Here is a 16,255-nt window from a genome sequence, read left to right on the forward strand (position 1 = left end):
CTAGTTTATGACCATCAGAACCCTGACTCCCATCGAAGCGCGCGTGCTGGGCACGCTCATGGAAAAAGCCCGCACGGTGCCCGACAGTTATCCCCTGAGCCTGAATGCACTCGTATCAGGCTGCAACCAGAAGACCAGCCGCGACCCCTTGATGGAAGTCAGCGACGACGAGGCGCGCGCCGCCATCGAGAGCCTGAAGGCGCAAAGCCTTGTCTTTGAGGGCAGCTCCAGCCGTGTACCGCGTTTTGAACACAACTTCCAGCGTGCTGCGGGCGTCAATGAAACCCAGGCCGTGGTGATGGGCTTGCTGATGTTGCGCGGCCCGCAAACTGCAGCCGAGTTGCGTACCAACGGCGACCGCTGGTACAAATTTGCAGACACGGCGGCGCTTGAGGGCGTGTTGCAGGAATTGCAGCAACGCGGTGACGACGGCGGCCAGGCCATGGTGCAAAAGCTGCCGCGCGCACCCGGCGCGCGTGAGCAGCGCTGGGTGCATTTGCTCTGCGGCGAGCCGGACCTGGACGCATTCGCCGCCAGTGCCTCCTCTGCAGGCGAAGCCTCGGACCTGCTGGCCCGCGTTACGGCACTTGAAAATACAGTCGCCCGCCTCAGGGCAGACAACAACGGATTACGCGAACATGTCCGGCTTATCAGCGAGCAGTTGGGCATAGACTTGCCCGATTCCGCCGATTTGTCCCCGCTTTGACACGTCGAAAAGCACATTCGTGCTAAAACCGGTTCAACTACATGAAGTTACGGAGATCAGTATGGATTTAGCCTTCACCCCTGAAGAGCAGGCCTTTCGCGAAGAGATACGCGCCTGGGTTCACGCCAGTTTGCCTGCAGACATTTCACACAAGGTGCTCAATGCCCTGCGCCTGTCGCGCGACGACATGCAGCGCTGGGCCAAAATCCTCGGCAAAAAAGGCTGGCTGGGCCATGGCTGGCCCAAGGAGTTTGGCGGCCCGGGCTGGACCGCCATCCAGAAACACCTGTTTGAGGAAGAGTGCGCCCTGGCCGGCGCACCCCGCGTGGTTCCGTTCGGCCCGGTCATGGTGGCTCCTGTCATCATGGCTTTTGGCAATGCGGAGCAGCAAAAGCGCTTCTTGCCCGGCATCGCCAGCGGCGAAGTCTGGTGGAGCCAGGGTTACAGCGAACCAGGCTCGGGCTCCGACCTGGCCTCCGTCAAATGCAAGGCAGAACGCCAGGGCGACAAATTCATCGTCAACGGGCAAAAAACCTGGACTACCCTGGGCCAGTACGGCGAATGGATTTTTTGCCTGGTGCGCACCAGCAATGAAGGCAAGCCGCAAACCGGCATCAGCTTTTTGCTGATAGACATGAAGTCAAAAGGCGTGACCGTGCGGCCCATCAAGCTGCTGGACGGTGAGAGCGAAGTCAATGAAGTCTGGTTCGACAACGTTGAAGTGCCCGCCGAAAACCTGATCGGCGAGGAAAACAAGGGCTGGACTTACGCCAAGCATCTGCTCAGCCACGAACGCACCAACATTGCCGATGTGAACCGCGCCAAGCGCGAACTCGAACGCCTCAAGCGCATCGCCAAAACCGAAGGCGTGTATGACGACACACGTTTTCGCGATGAAATCGCCAAGCTGGAAGTCGATGTGGTCGCACTCGAAATGCTGGTGCTGCGCGTGCTGTCCGCCGAAAAATCCGGCAAGAACTCGCTGGACATTGCCGGCCTGCTGAAAATCCGCGGCAGCGAGATCCAGCAGCGCTACAGTGAGCTCATGATGCTGGCCGCAGGCCCCTTCAGCCTGCCCTTTATCGAAGAGGCCATGGAAGCCGGCTGGCAAGGCGACTTCCCCGGCGGTGTGCTGGCCAATGCACCGCTGGCCTCCAGCTATTTCAACATGCGCAAGACCACGATTTACGGCGGCTCCAATGAGGTGCAACGCAATATCGTTTCGCAATTTGTTCTTGGTTAATCCCGGCTGACAAAAGAGGGAAAAGGAAAACATCATGGATTTTGATTTCACAGACGACCAGGAACAGCTGCGCGACGCGGTTCGCAAATGGGTTGACAAGGGCTACGACTTCGAGCGCCGCCGCGGCATCACGCAGGCGGGCGGATTTTCGAAGGAGGCCTACGAAGAGCTGGCCGGCCTGGGCCTGGCGGGACTTTACGTTCCGGAGGACGACGGCGGCCTCGGCATGGGGCCGGTAGAAGGCATGGTCGTGATGGAGGAGCTGGGGCACGGCATGGTGCTGGAGCCGCTGGTCCAGACTCTGGTTACAAGCCGCGTGCTGGCAAGCTACGCGCCGGATGCTGTCAGGGCCGAATGGCTGCCCAAGATTGCTTCGGGTGAAAGCCTGCTGGTACTGGCATACCAGGAGCGCGGCGCACGCTACAAATTCGAAAAATGTGAAGCCAAAGCCTCCCAGGTTGCCGAAAAATGGGCACTAAATGCTACAAAAAGCATAGTGGCTGCGGGCGACCACGCGGACGCATTCATCGTGCCCGCCATGGCCAACGGCAAGATGGCGCTGTTTTTGGTCGAACGCACGGCAGCCGGCGTCAGCACCCGGGGCTACCTCACGCAGGACGGCGCACGCGCTGCCGAAGTCACCTTCAACAACGCGCCCGCCACCCTGGTGACGCTGGACGGCCTCACGGCCCTCGCCCACGCGATGGACATCGGCATTGCCGCCACCTGCGCCGAGGCCGTGGGCGTGATGGACAAGACCCTGGCAGTGACCGTCGAATACATGAACACCCGCAAACAGTTTGGCGTTGCGATCAGCAGCTTCCAGGCCCTGCGTCACCGCATCGCCGACATGAAGATGCAGCTGGAGCTGGCCCGTTCCATGAGCTACTACGCATCGCTCAAGCTCAACGCACCCACTGAAGAGCGCCGCCGCGCCATGGCGCGCGCCAAGTACCAGCTGGGCGTCTCCATGCGTTTTGTCGGCCAGCAGGCCGTGCAATTGCACGGCGGCATAGGCGTGACGGACGAGTACATCGTGAGCCACTATTTCAAGAAGCTGACCCAGCTTGAAATTACATTTGGCGACACGTTCCATCACCTCGGCGAGGTGTCGGCCCGCATGCAGGACACGGCCGGCGTATTCGCTTGAGCCGCTAAAACCAGTCATTCAATCCCAATGAGCGTTCGTAGCGTGAAGTAATTCACACTACGGGCGCAGCCATGCCCGCTGACTTTTGTTTAGTCAGGCAAAAGCTGGCTTGCCAAACAAACTCCAATTACACTATTTGTTACAGTTAAACCCTCCCAAGATCTTCTTACTTTTAATTTAATGCGCACCCAGGTCCGTGGCGTCGGCATAAGCCCATGAACGCTGCATCAGGCGCTGCCTGCAAAGCCTTCTTTTTGCGTTTACCTGCACCATGAAACGGCCCGCCCCCCATGCAAAGCCCTTGCCCACCAGCCTTCTGCTCCGGCTAATGCGTTTCGCGCGGGTTCTGGCGGTTCTTTTTGCGAGCCTGTTTGCTGCCCATGCCTGGTCGCAAGCGGTCTATGGGGTCGGCACCAGCGGCGCAGCCAACCGTCTTTTTTCTGTCAATCCTGCCACTGGCGCCGCCACCAGCCTCTGCGGGCTGGGCGTTGCCAGTGCGGCCAACGGTGTCAGCCCGGTGGATGGACTGGTTTACTACATTGCCAGCGGCACCGCCGCCAATCCGGCCCTCAGAAGGATCGACCCCAGTACCTGTGCGGATACGGCCATAGCCAACACCAACCTGGTGGGGTCCATTATTCGCATGACCTTCTGCCCGGATGGCAGGTTGTATGCGGCGTCAAATACCGGCCAGGGAAACAACAGCTATATCTGGCAGGTCAATCCCACAACAGGCCAGACAAGCCGCCGCATCACGCTGACCGGTGTACGCCCGGGGGGTAGCGGGGATATGACCTGCGTGAACAACGGCACCCTGTACATACTGGCCAACACCACCAACGGAGGCGACACCTACAAGCTGTACCGGATTGACGGTACGGCCTTGCAGAATGCAGCCAACAATACGGCCATCGCATCAACCGCCCTGGCCAACAACATTGCCCTGGCCGGCGCACCCAATGGCCTGTCCGAGGTCTCCACCGCGGTGACCGGCTGCAACGCCACCATTGCAACCTATCCCTGCCTGATTGCCAGCACAGGCACCACCAACCAGACCTGGGGCCTGAACACGCAGAACGGTTCGGCCACCAACATAGGCGCGACGGGCACCGGTTTTTCAGTCACCGACCTGTCCCGATCCTTCCCTGTAGATGCAGTAGTGACCAAATCACGCACCAGCGCAGCCACCATCCAGCAGGGCAGCAACCTCACCATCACCTACGTGATTACGGTCACCAACAGCGGACCGGGCCTGGTGGGAGGCGGCGCAACCGTCACCGACGTGCTGGACCCGGCCATCTTCAATGCGGCCGCAGCCAGATGGACATGCAGCGTGAGCAATGCGGGGTCGGCAACCACAGTCACCACAGCCTGTGGCGCGGCGAACGGTACCGGCAATATCAACCAGGTCGTCACCCTGTCAAAAGGCGGTGTTCTCACCTATACCATCGCAGCACCGGTGCTGAGCACCTTCAACGGTACGGCCACCAATGCCGCGACGCTCACGCTGGTAAACAATATCACCGATACGACACCGGGCAACAACACGGGGACGGCCCCCGGCACGACCGTGACAGCTGCGACCATCCTCACCATTTCCAAGACAAACGGCACGGCCGCGCTGGTCGCCGGCGGCACCACCAGCTACACACTGACGGTAGCGAACACCGGCCTGGCCGATGCGGATGATGCAGCCCTGCGCGACCCCGACGTCAATGGCCTGACCTGCACGCAGGTGACCTGTACCAGTGCGGTGGGCAATGGCGCCACCTGTCCACCCGCCGGCAACGTGACCATTGCAAACCTGCAAAACATGGGGCCGGGTGGCGGCATACGGCTGCCCGACTTTCCTGCCGGCAGCACATTCACATTCACCCTCACATGCGGCGTTGACGCCACGGGGTCATGACATGGTTCTTGCGCCGACCCCTCCTGAAAGCATGAATCCGGCGCGCTGCCTTGCAGCAGGCGAAACCCTGCTTCGCCAACCAAAGGCCACCCCCTGTTTTTACAGGCCGAGACAGTCATGACCGGAGGCCGCCTGAAGATGCCCCGGGAAGCATTGCCTATATCAGGACCATCATTCATGCAGTTTTTTGCACGCAGCCTCTTTCGCACAGCCCTGTTGCTTCTCGGCGGCCTGGGTCTGGCCGCCCTTTCGCATGCGCAAACCTGCTCGATACCAGGCCGGGCCGGCACGGCAACGATCAACGCGCAGCCCAACACGTTCTTTCCCGGTACAGGTAGCCCGACAGCAGGTGCGACCGCCATCGCCGTAGGTGCCGGCACCGGCGTCAACAGCGCCATCTCGGCCGGCGACCTGCTGCTCATCATCCAGATGCAGGGTGCAGACATCAACACTACCGACTCCAATGCCTATGGCGCCGGTACCACCGCAGCGGGCGTGACCAACACCGTGGCCTTTGGCGCATCGGGTTATGCCGGCGGTGTCAGCGCCAACCTCGTGGCCGGCAACTATGAGTGGGCGGTCGCCACCAGCAGTGTCACCTTCGCAGCCGGCGGCACGATCAACCTGAGTGCGCCCTTGGCCAATGCCTACTTCACGCGTGCCAGCTCAACAACGCAGACCCGGCAGGCCTTCCAGGTGATACGCGTGCCGCAATACGCCAACCTCACCTTGAGCGGCGGGCTCACGGTGCAGGCATGGAACGGCAGCACCGGCGGCGTGCTGGTGCTTGAAGCTACAGGCGACATATCACTGGGCGGACAGACCATCAATGGAAACGGCCAGGGTTTTCGCGGTGCGGGCGGCGTGAACGTGGCAGCGAACGGGACCTGTACCGGCGCCTACAACACCACGGGCTGCCAGTCCTATGTGTCGCTGATCTCTGCCTCACTCGGTGGCTCCAAAGGGGAAGGTATTGCCGGCACACCGGCGCGAATCTACACGGGCGACCCCACGGGTACAGGCACAGGGGTGGTTACAGCGGGAACAGTCGACGGCTACCCTGCGGGTGAAGCCTCGCGCGGCGCGCCCGGCAATGCCGGCGGCGGCGGCAACCAGCATAACGGCGGCGGCGGCGGCGGCGGCAACGGCGGCGCCGGCGGCAAGGGCGGCAACACCTGGAACAGCAGCGTCGTCGGTTTTGCCGGCCTGGCGCTGGGCGCATTCGGCGGCTCCCCAGCGGGCAACAGTGCCAGCCGCTGGATCATGGGCGGCGGCGGCGGCGCAGGTGACATAGGCGGCAACACCACCACATCGCCCGACGGTTCGGGCGGCGCGGGCGGCGCGCTCATCATTCTGCGTGCAAGCCGCGTGGTGGGCGCCGGCACCATCAACGTCAACGGTGCACCCGGCCAGCGCAGCCGCGCTACCGATGCCGGCGGCGGCGGCGGCGCGGGCGGCACGGTCGTCGTGGCCGTGGGCAGCGGCGGCCTGAGCGGTGCCCTCACGGTCAATGCCAATGGCGGCGCTGGCGGCGCCTACCAGGGCGGCTCCGCCGAACAGGATGGCCCCGGCGCCGGCGGCGGCGGCGGGGTACTGGTGACCAATGCATCGGGCATCACCTTCAGCGCGGCCGGCGGGGCGGCCGGCGCATCCAACACGACGGCCGGCTGCGCAGGCACCAGTTGCGGCGCAACGGCCGGTGCCGCTACAGCGGGCTCTGCGGGCTATGCGATCACCAGCCCGGGCGTACAGGTCGGTTATGAATGCCTACCCAACCTGGCGGTCACCAAGGCCACCAGCACACCCATCGTCACCAGCTCGACGGGTGCCACGGCGGCATACACCATCGTTGTCACCAACACGGGCGGGGCCGCGCGCTTTGTCAACGTGCTGGACACTGCCCTGCCGCCCGGATGGACACTGTCGGCAGCGCCAACCTACACCTATAACCCCGTAACGCCGTTGGCAGCCGGACGCCTATCCAGCGGCGCAGAAACCAGCGCGATCAATACTTCCAGCACCTGGGCGGTCGGCGCCACCCCACTCACGGTTCCGGCCACCGGCTCCAACACCCTGACCTGGAGTTCTTTCGCGGTGGCCCCGGTCACGGGTGGCGTGCCGGCCGTGGTCACCATTTCCTTCGTTGCAAACATCCCGAATACAGCTGCAGTGGGGACCTATCACAATGGCGCGGGCGTGACCTTCCTTGACCCCACACGCGCGGCCGCCAGCACGCGCACCGTATCGCCAGCCACCAATGTGAGCGCCAATCGGACCACGGCGGCGTATAGCGCCAATACCACCTACAACAGCTATGCAGGCGGAACGCCCAACGTAGGCGGCAGCAATTACGACGGTAGCCAGACTGGCCCGACCACCGAGGACGTGCAACTGGTCCCCGACTTCAGCATCACCAAGACGGCACCCGCAACGGCCACGCCCGGCACCACCTTCACCTACACCATCACGCCCCGCAACAACGGCCGCGCCATAGGCACCCAGACCTACACCGTGAGCCAGGCCAGCGACGTCACCCTTGCCAACGTACCTTCGGTGCTGGGCTCCAACCCCTTGACCGTGACCGATACCTTGCCTGCAGGCGTCACCATCAGCACCGCCTTTAACGGCACCGGCTGGACCTGCACCGGCACAGCGCCCGTGGTGTGTACGCTGGCCAATGCCAATGCCTACCCGATAGCCGCGACCACCAGCTTTGCGGCCATTACCGGGACAGTCACGGTGACCGCCGTGTGTTCCCCATCGATACCGCCACTGACCAACACGGTCGCCGTTTCATCACCTGTGGGCGAGTCGGTCACCAGCAATAACACGGCCACTGCGGTCACCGCGTTCAACTGCGTCTCCACCAATCTGGGCATCACCAAAACGGATGCGCTCGGCACATTGACCGCAGGCGGCACGGTGAGCTACACCATCACGGTCAAGAGCACGGGCGCCGCAGCCAATGGCAGCGTCCTGACCGACACGCCTTCTACCGGCCTCGTCTGCACCGCCGTCACCTGTACATCGGCCATCAACGGCGCCGCTTGCCCAACCGTAGGGGCCGGCGCCGGGCAATTGAGCATTGCCAACCTGATTGCACCCGGTACTGGCGTCGCACTCAACACCCTGCCGAATAACGGGACCATCACCTTTGCCGTGACCTGCAGCGTGACAGCCACCGGCCTGCCTTGAGCAGGCTGGCCCGGGACATTTCCGGCATAAAAAAGCCGCCCTGAAGGCGGCTTTTTTACGCACCGGTTTTCGGCCCGGTCATGCCAGCAGGCGCGATGTCTTTGGCACGTGCGCCATCAGGAACTCCATCTGGTCCGCCAGAATCCGGCGGTTGCGCAAAATAAAGTCTTCCCAGAGGCTGGGAACATATGGTGTGTAAAGCAGCGGCATGTGCGCCTGCTCGGGCGTACGGCTGCTTTTGCGGTGGTTGCAGGGCCGGCAGGCCGTGACCACGTTCATCCAGGTGTCTATGCCGTTCTGGGCAAACGGAACGATGTGTTCACGTGTGAGATCTTCTTCGTGAAAATGCTGGCCGCAGTAGGCACACACATTGCGATCCCGGGCAAACAGCTTGCTGTTGGTCAGCCCCGGCTTCAGCTCAAACGGGTTGATATTGGGAACCCCCTTGGTGCCAATAATGCTGTTGACCGTGATGATGGACTGGTCTCCAGTGATCGCGTTGTAGCCCCCGTGAAAGGTAGCGACCCGCGCACCCATTTCCCAGCGCACCTCATCAGCCGCGTAATGCAACACGGCCTCTTCCAGGCTGATCCAGGACTGGGGCAGCCCTTGGGCTGAGAGCTTCAAGACCTTCAAAACAGACCTCCATCATCGTGAATGACACATGGAAACGGGGCGTTCGACTGACCAGGGCCTGTTAACACTGTGTTTGCAAGATGCGTTGCGAGTCAAAAAGGCGCTGGGCAAGGCGCAAAACGAAGCCGGGGCAACCCCCGGCAAGGCTTTGCAACGCGGCCCAGCGTCTTTTTGATCGCAACCCGAAGGGAACCGGGCCAAAACAGCGCCACTCTACGTTGCACGCCTTGATTGGCACTGTTTTGATCCCGTTCGCATTTGCAAGCACAGTGTTAGCAGGCCCTATCAATATACAGTGAAATCACGACAAACAGGTTAAACGCCGTGATTAAGCTGCGCCCGGCGCTATAAAAACGATAATTGGACCCATGAAAGTTTTTCGCGGTTACCGCAACCCCCGGCTTGCGCCAGAGTGCGCCCTGACAATCGGCAATTTCGACGGTGTGCACCGGGGCCACCAGGCCATGCTGGCGCTGCTTATCAATGAGGCACAGCACCGGGGCATTCCCAGCTGCGTCATGAGCTTTGAGCCGCATCCGCGCGACTATTTCGCCGCCCAGGCCCGCAAACCAGAGCTGGCGCCCGCCCGCATCGCCACCCTGCGCGACAAGCTGACCGAACTGGCACGCTGCGGCATTGACCAGTGTGTGGTACTGCCCTTTGATGCGCGCCTGTCGGGGCAATCCCCCGACGCCTTTATCAACGAGGTACTGGTGCAGGGTCTGGGTGCCAAGTACGTGCTGGTGGGCGACGACTTCCGTTTTGGGAGCAAACGCGCCGGCGACTACGCCATGCTGGACGCAGCGGGAGACCACCTGGGCTTTGATGTGGCCCGCATGAACAGCTATGAGGTGCACGGCGCGCGGGTTTCAAGCTCGGCCGTGCGCGAGGCCCTGGGCCAGGGCCAGATGAACCGGGTGGCCGGCCTGCTGGGACGCCCCTACAGCATCTCCGGCCATGTGGTTCATGGCCGCAAACTGGGCCGCGACCTGGGGTTTCGCACGCTCAACCTGCGGTTTTCACACTGGAATCCGGCAGCCAGCGGAATTTTTGCGGTGCAGGTGCACGGCCTGGCCGACAAGGCCTTGCCGGGCGTGGCCAACATGGGCATACGCCCCTCGCTGGACCCGGACGATGTCAATGGCGGGCGCGTGCTGCTGGAGACCCATTGCCTGGAATGGCCTGCCAGCCTCGGAGCCGAGGGGGCGTACGGTAAAATCATCCGCGTGGAACTGCTACATAAACTGCACGACGAACTCAGGTACGACAGCCTGGAGAGCCTGAAAGCGGGCATCGCCAAAGACTGCGACGACGCGCGGGCGTTTTTTGCCTCCATGCACACGGAAACCAGCCGCCAGACCACGCGCGACCGAATTTAGACGATCTCGTCACTGGTCGCCGCCCTTCGACAAGCTCAGGGCGAACGGCACTCAATTTCCCATTCCACCCGACGCCCGCGTTCGGGCTGAGCCTGTCGAAGCCTCTCCAGAAATTCCCATGTCCGACACCAAAACCGATTACCGCAGTACCCTCAACCTGCCCGACACCCCTTTCCCCATGCGCGGCGACCTGCCCAAACGCGAGCCGGGCTGGGTCAAGGAATGGGACGAAAAAGGCATTTACAAAAAGCTGCGCGACGTGCGCGCCGGCGCGTCCAAGTTTGTGCTGCACGATGGCCCGCCCTACGCCAACGGCCAGATCCACATGGGCCACGCGGTCAACAAGATCCTGAAAGACATGATCGTCAAGGCGCGCCAGCTCAAGGGCCTGGACGCCATCTACGTGCCGGGCTGGGACTGCCACGGCCTGCCCATCGAGAATCAGATCGAAAAAACCTTTGGCCGCAACCTGAGCCGCGACGAAGTGCAGGCCAAAAGCCGCGCCTACGCCACCGAACAGATCGCGCTGCAAAAAGAAGACTTCAAACGCCTGGGTGTGCTCGGCGAATGGGACAACCCCTACCTGACCATGAACCCCGGCAACGAGGCCGATGAAATCCGCGCGCTCAAACGCATCATGGAACGCGGTTTTGTCTACCGCGGCCTCAAACCCGTGTACTGGTGTTTCGACTGCCGCAGCTCGCTGGCCGAGTTCGAGATCGAATACGCCGACAAGAAGTCGCAAACCATAGACGTGGCCTTTGAATCCGCCGAGCCGGCCAAACTGGCTGCGGCCTTTGGCCTGCCGGCGCTGGACAAACCGGCATCCATCGTCATCTGGACCACCACCGCCTGGACCATCCCCGCGAACCAGGCGCTGAACCTGAATCCGACGCTGGAATACGCGCTGGTGGACACCCCGCGTGGCCTGCTGGTGCTGGCCTCGGCCCTGGTCGAAAAAGCCTTGGCGCGTTACCAGCTCGAAGGCACGGTCCTGGCCACCGCTCTCGGCGAAAAACTCGCCGGGTTGAACTTCAAACACCCCTTCCATGATGTGGCCGACCCGGGCACAGGAACCTATAGCTACCGGCGCCTGTCCCCCGTCCTGCTGGCCGACTACGCCACGGCCGACGACGGCACCGGCATCGTGCACTCGTCACCCGCGTACGGTGTGGATGACTTCAACTCCTGCGTGGCCAATGGTTTCCACCACGACGACATCCTGAACCCGGTGCAAGCCAACGGGGTGTATGTGGATGAACTGCCCATGTTCGGCGGCCAGTTCATCTGGAAGGCCGCACCGGTGATCGTCGATGCGCTGCGCGACGCGGACCGCTTGCTGGCCACCGAAACCATCAGCCACAGCTATCCGCACTGCTGGCGCCACAAGACGCCGGTGATCTACCGCGCCGCGGCCCAGTGGTTTATCCGCATGGACGAAGGTGAAGGTGTGTTCACCAAGGACAAGGCGCCGCAAACCCTGCGCCAGCTGGCACTCAACGCCATCGAAGAAACCAGCTTCTACCCCGAAAACGGCAAGGTCCGCCTGCGCGACATGATCGCCGGCCGGCCCGACTGGTGTATCTCGCGCCAGCGCAATTGGGGGGTGCCCCTGCCCTTTTTCATCCACACCGCCACGGGTGAGTTACACCCGCGCACCATGGAGTTGATGGACACAGCGGCCGACATGGTCGCCCAGGGCGGCATCGAAGCCTGGAGCAAGGCCACGGCCGAATCGCTGATAGGCGCGGATGCAGAGTTCTACACCAAGAGCAACGATATCCTCGACGTCTGGTTCGACTCCGGCACCACGCATTACACCGTGCTGCAGAAAAGCCATGCGGCGCAATCGACCTGGCCGGCCGATCTCTACCTGGAGGGCCACGACCAGCACCGCGGCTGGTTCCACAGCTCGCTGCTCACGGCCTGCGCCATGTACGACCACGCGCCCTACAAAGGCCTGCTGACCCACGGTTTCACCGTGGACAGCCAGGGCCGCAAGATGAGCAAGTCGCAAGGCAATGGCGTTGATCCGCAAAAAACCAGCGAAAAACTGGGTGCCGAGATCATCCGCCTGTGGGTGGCGGCCAGTGACTACTCGGGCGACATCGCCGGTGACGACAAAATCCTGGCGCGGGTGGTGGACACCTACCGCCGCGTGCGCAACACCTTGAAATTCCTGCTGGCCAACATCAGTGACTTCGACCCGGCGACGGACGCGGTACCGCTGGAAGAGATGCTGGAGATAGACCGCTATGCGCTGAGCCGTGCGGCACAGTTGCAGGCCGACATCCTGGCGCATTACGAGGTCTATGAGTTCCACCCGGTGGTCTCCAAACTGCAAATCTATTGCAGCGAAGACCTGGGCTCCTTCTACCTCGACATCCTGAAAGACCGGCTGTACACCACCGGGCCGAAATCGCTGGCACGCCGCAGCGCACAAACCGCACTGCACGCCATCACCCAGGCCATGCTGCGCTGGATGGCGCCGTTCCTGAGTTTCACCGCAGAAGAAGCCTGGAAGGTCGCCGGAAGTTCGGAGTCCATCTTCATGGAGACCTACGCTTCGTTCAATCCGCAAAACGACGCCCTGCTGGCCAAGTGGTCGCGCATCCGCGAGATCCGCGATGCCGTCAACAAGGACATCGAGGCCCTGCGCGCCGACGGCAAGGTGGGCTCATCCCTGCAGGCCGAAGTTTCACTGGAGGTCAATGCGGACGACCACGCACTGCTTTCCAGCCTGGGGGATGACCTGAAGTTTGTCTTCATCACGTCCGCTATTAATTTGGTAGCTGGCAGCGCAACAAATACGGTGGCCAGGGCCAGTTCTTATACAAAATGCGAGCGCTGCTGGCACTACCGGGAAGACGTGGGCATTGACGCAGCCCACCCTACCATTTGCGGCCGCTGCACAAGCAACCTGTACGGCGCCGGTGAAGACAGGAAATACGCCTGATGGCCAAATCCAGCTTCACCAAAACATCGGGCGCCATGCTGCCCTGGCTGTGCCTGGCCTTGCTGCTGCTGATTGCGGATCAGTTCACCAAGGTGCTGATCCTGGGCTACTACCGCCTGGGCGATGCGACCCATGTCACCAGCTTTTTCAACATCGTGCGGGTGCACAACACCGGCGCGGCATTTTCCTTCCTGGCGTCGGCGTCGGGCTGGCAGCGCTGGTTCTTCACGGCCATAGGCGTTGCCGCAGCGCTCTTCATCGTGTGGATGCTCAAGTCGCATGCCGGGCAAAAGCTGTTCTCGTTTGCGCTGGCCTGCATCCTGGGCGGCGCGCTCGGCAACGTGATTGACCGCAGCATGCACGGCTATGTGGTGGATTTCCTGGATTTTCACTACGGCAACTGGCACTTCCCCGCATTCAACATCGCCGACAGCGCCATCACCATAGGCGCCATCTGCCTGATCCTTGACGAGATCCTGAGGGTGCGCAGGGCCAGATAAAACCAGGAGCACACCCCGCTCAGCGGATGCACTTCAGGGATCGCATACAGGCGTATAGTCATCCCTGACATTTATGACGCATTTACTGAATCTCCTGGCGGCCATTGCGCTGCTGGTCTGGGGCACCCATCTTGTACGTACCGGCATCCTGCGGGTGTTCGGTGCCAATTTACGCCACATCCTCGCGCGCAGTGTCGGCAACCGCTTCACAGCGGCGCTATCGGGCATAGGCGTCACCGCGCTGGTCCAGTCGAGCACGGCCACCGCCCTCATCACCTCCTCCTTTGTCGGCCAGGGCCTGATCAGCCTGCCGGCGGCGCTGGCCGTCATGCGCGGCGCCGACATCGGCACGGCACTGATCGCCGTGGTGTTCTCCTTCGACCTCTCCTGGCTGTCCCCGCTATTGATCTTCATCGGTGTGGTGTTGTTCATCCCGCGCCAGGCATCGACCATGGGGCGGATAGGCCGCATCCTGATCGGGCTGGGCTTGATGCTGCTGGCCCTGCGCCTGGTCACCGCGTCCACCGAAGTGCTGATGCAGGCGCCCGCGGTGAAGGCCCTGCTTGCATCTGTCGGCAGCGACCTGCTGCTGGAGATCACATTGGGCGCGGTGCTGGCCGTCATTTCCTATTCCAGCCTGGCCGTGGTGCTGCTGATCGCCACCCTGGCGGCCTCCGGCGGCGTGCCGCTGGAAGTGGCCCTGGGGCTGGTGCTGGGCGCCAACCTGGGCAGCGGCCTGCTGGCGGTGCTGACCACGGCCAGGTCGTCCATCGAAGCCCGGCAAGTGCCCCTGGGCACGCTGGCCTTCAAGATCCTGGGTGTGATGGTTGCCGCGCCATTCCTCGGCTGGTGGCTGCTCAATGTACGGCCGCTGATAGGCGAGTCGGCTTCCGTCGTGGTGATCTTCCACCTGATGTTCAACGTGATGGTCGGCGTTGCCTTCATAGGCCTGACCAATCCGGTCGCGCGCTGGACGCAAAAGCTGCTGCCCAAGCCCGAGAAAAACGCCTCCGGCGAACGGCCCAACCACCTCGACCCTTCGGCCCTGTCTACGCCCTCGCTGGCAATTTCCAATGCAGCGCGTGAAGCCCTGCACCAGGCCGATGTGGTTGAAAGCATGTTGCTGGGCGTGCTCGAAGTCATACGCAAGAACGACCTCAAGCTGGCGGAAGACCTGCGCAAGATGGACGACTCGGTCGATGCGCTGTACTCCTCCATCAAGTACTACCTGACCAAAATATCCCGCGAGGCCCTGGCCGAGGAAGAAAGCCGCCGCTGGACCGACATCATCAGCTTCACCATCAACATGGAGCAGATAGGCGACATCATCGAACGGGTGCTGATTGATATCGAAGACAAGAAAATCAAGCCCGGACGCAATTTCTCGGAAGCCGGCATGGCCGAGATCTGCGAGCTGCACGCCCGCCTGATCGACAATCTGCGCCTGAGCATGAGCGTGTTCCTGAACGGCTCTGTGCGCGACGCGCAAAAACTGCTGGAAGAAAAAGCCCGCTTTCGCGACCTGGAACGCGCCTACGCCACCACCCACCTGGGCCGGCTGTCGGAAAACACCGTGCAAAGCATAGAAACCAGCTCGCTGCACATAGACCTGATCAGCGATCTGAAGCGCATCAACTCGCACATCTGCTCCATCGCCTATCCCATCCTGGACTCGGCAGGTGCGCTGGCGCCCAACCGGCTGCGACAACCGGCCCTGGCAGACAACAATCTCTGAGCACGCTGCGGGCAGCGCACGGCTTCAGGCCAGCTTCATCACGTCCGCAAGGATCAGTGCCGCATCGGCAGTGAAGTGCCCCTGCTGCATGGCGTCCAGCAACTGCTGTGCATCCATCAGCCGGAACTGCTCGACCTCACCATCCTGGTTGTCCGGCACCAGACCTTCCGGCACGGTGCAGCCATACCATTCAATGTCTTCAATGACATAACCGGCGCCGGCGCCATCCGTTGCGGGCCTGCGGGTGGTCAAGCGGCCACCGTAGCGCAACTGCTGCAGGTCTGCGATCCTGAGGCCGGCTTCCTCCCAGGTTTCACGGAGCAGCGCTGTGTCCAGCGTATCCGCCGCCGAAACCATGCCGCCCACCAGCGTGTCCCACAGGCCCGGATCGTTGGACTTTCCAAACGAACGCTGCTGCACCCAGAAACGGCCATCCGGTGCCTGGCCCACCAGGTGCACGGCCTGCGTGGTGATACCCAGCGGCCGCACGGCGGCACGTTCCACCGTGCCCTTGAGGTGGCCAAACTGGTCATGCACGGCCAGCTGTTCATCGCGCCATGCGCCGGCCAGGCCGGCCTCATGCAGGACTTTGGCAAGCTGGTTCAGGCTGATCGTGACGTCCCCCATCAGGCGCCAGCCCAGCCGCTCCGGATGCTCCTCTTTTAATAGCTGGTGGCGCCCTTCCGACAATGGCTGGAGGGCCATTTTGTGTAAAAAATCGGGCTCTACCGAGCCAATCACCGATTCACCCGCCCAGAGCGGCACCCGTGGCCGCAGCGGCGGCTGGATAGCCCCGGCGCGCAAGGCGCCCAGCCAGCCCGGGTCAACAGCAACCTGCGTCGCCAT

11 protein-coding genes are annotated in these 16,255 nt (G+C 62.4%); 9 read left to right on the plus strand and 2 right to left on the minus strand.

From position 1 onward, the window contains the following. Positions 1-7 precede the first annotated feature (7 nt). The 5 genes from ACFQND_RS25590 (at position 8) to ACFQND_RS25610 (ending at position 8,203) form a co-directional block, all read left to right on the plus strand. Positions 8-706: a YceH family protein gene (locus ACFQND_RS25590; protein ID WP_371435109.1), complete on the plus strand. Its 699-nt coding sequence runs from the start codon at positions 8-10 to the stop codon at positions 704-706. Positions 707-767: 61 nt separating this feature from the next. Further along, entirely contained in the window at positions 768-1,949 is a 1,182-nt protein-coding gene (locus tag ACFQND_RS25595; RefSeq protein WP_371435110.1) for an acyl-CoA dehydrogenase family protein, read from the plus strand. Positions 1,950-1,983: 34 nt separating this feature from the next. Further along, the gene (locus ACFQND_RS25600) at positions 1,984-3,099 is read left to right on the plus strand and encodes an acyl-CoA dehydrogenase family protein (protein WP_371435111.1); all 1,116 of its coding nucleotides are present in this window, start codon (positions 1,984-1,986) and stop codon (positions 3,097-3,099) included. A 271-nt stretch (positions 3,100-3,370) separates the two neighbouring features. Further along, the gene (locus ACFQND_RS25605; RefSeq protein WP_371435112.1) at positions 3,371-5,008 is read left to right on the plus strand and encodes a hypothetical protein; all 1,638 of its coding nucleotides are present in this window, start codon (positions 3,371-3,373) and stop codon (positions 5,006-5,008) included. A gap of 177 nt (positions 5,009-5,185) precedes the next feature. Next, the gene (locus ACFQND_RS25610) at positions 5,186-8,203 is read left to right on the plus strand and encodes a beta strand repeat-containing protein (RefSeq protein ID WP_371435113.1); all 3,018 of its coding nucleotides are present in this window, start codon (positions 5,186-5,188) and stop codon (positions 8,201-8,203) included. A gap of 78 nt (positions 8,204-8,281) precedes the next feature. Here ACFQND_RS25610 and ACFQND_RS25615 read toward each other — a convergent pair whose 3' ends face one another. Further along, positions 8,282-8,839, minus strand: coding sequence for an HNH endonuclease (locus ACFQND_RS25615; protein ID WP_371435114.1), 558 nt, complete (start codon positions 8,837-8,839; stop codon positions 8,282-8,284). Positions 8,840-9,207: 368 nt separating this feature from the next. Between ACFQND_RS25615 and ACFQND_RS25620 the strand changes: the two genes are divergently transcribed. The 4 genes from ACFQND_RS25620 to ACFQND_RS25635 all read left to right on the plus strand — a co-directional run bounded on the left by ACFQND_RS25620 (position 9,208) and on the right by ACFQND_RS25635 (position 15,409). Beyond that, positions 9,208-10,218: a bifunctional riboflavin kinase/FAD synthetase gene (locus ACFQND_RS25620; RefSeq protein WP_371435115.1), complete on the plus strand. Its 1,011-nt coding sequence runs from the start codon at positions 9,208-9,210 to the stop codon at positions 10,216-10,218. Positions 10,219-10,336: 118 nt separating this feature from the next. Further along, on the plus strand, positions 10,337-13,174 hold the full coding sequence (ileS, locus tag ACFQND_RS25625) for an isoleucine--tRNA ligase (protein ID WP_371435116.1): 2,838 nt from the start codon (positions 10,337-10,339) through the stop codon (positions 13,172-13,174). Then, entirely contained in the window at positions 13,174-13,674 is a 501-nt protein-coding gene (gene lspA, locus ACFQND_RS25630; RefSeq protein WP_371435117.1) for a signal peptidase II, read from the plus strand. The genes ileS and lspA overlap by 1 nt, the downstream gene beginning before the upstream one ends. A gap of 73 nt (positions 13,675-13,747) precedes the next feature. Next, a complete protein-coding gene (locus ACFQND_RS25635) occupies positions 13,748-15,409 on the plus strand; it encodes a Na/Pi cotransporter family protein (protein WP_371435118.1) in 1,662 nt (553 codons plus the stop codon). A 24-nt stretch (positions 15,410-15,433) separates the two neighbouring features. Here the strand turns inward: ACFQND_RS25635 and ACFQND_RS25640 are convergent, their stop codons facing one another. After that, on the minus strand, positions 15,434-16,255 hold the full coding sequence (locus ACFQND_RS25640) for an NUDIX hydrolase (RefSeq protein WP_371435119.1): 822 nt from the start codon (positions 16,253-16,255) through the stop codon (positions 15,434-15,436).

Source organism: Polaromonas aquatica (genome assembly GCF_042659145.1).
In the GTDB taxonomy this organism is placed as follows: Bacteria; Pseudomonadota; Gammaproteobacteria; order Burkholderiales; family Burkholderiaceae_C; genus Polaromonas; species Polaromonas aquatica.

Bases quoted from the DNA above. Each gene is read 5' to 3' on its own strand.
- ACFQND_RS25590 (WP_371435109.1), top strand. From the start codon at position 8: ATGACCATCAGAACCCTGACTCCCATCGAAGCGCGCGTGCTGGGCACG.
- ACFQND_RS25595 (WP_371435110.1), top strand. From the start codon at position 768: ATGGATTTAGCCTTCACCCCTGAAGAGCAGGCCTTTCGCGAAGAGATA.
- ACFQND_RS25600 (WP_371435111.1), top strand. From the start codon at position 1,984: ATGGATTTTGATTTCACAGACGACCAGGAACAGCTGCGCGACGCGGTT.
- ACFQND_RS25605 (WP_371435112.1), top strand. From the start codon at position 3,371: ATGAAACGGCCCGCCCCCCATGCAAAGCCCTTGCCCACCAGCCTTCTG.
- ACFQND_RS25610 (WP_371435113.1), top strand. From the start codon at position 5,186: ATGCAGTTTTTTGCACGCAGCCTCTTTCGCACAGCCCTGTTGCTTCTC.
- ACFQND_RS25620 (WP_371435115.1), top strand. From the start codon at position 9,208: ATGAAAGTTTTTCGCGGTTACCGCAACCCCCGGCTTGCGCCAGAGTGC.
- ileS (WP_371435116.1), top strand. From the start codon at position 10,337: ATGTCCGACACCAAAACCGATTACCGCAGTACCCTCAACCTGCCCGAC.
- lspA (WP_371435117.1), top strand. From the start codon at position 13,174: ATGGCCAAATCCAGCTTCACCAAAACATCGGGCGCCATGCTGCCCTGG.
- ACFQND_RS25635 (WP_371435118.1), top strand. From the start codon at position 13,748: ATGACGCATTTACTGAATCTCCTGGCGGCCATTGCGCTGCTGGTCTGG.
- ACFQND_RS25640 (WP_371435119.1), bottom strand. From the start codon at position 16,255: ATGGCGACGCAGGTTGCTGTTGACCCGGGCTGGCTGGGCGCCTTGCGC.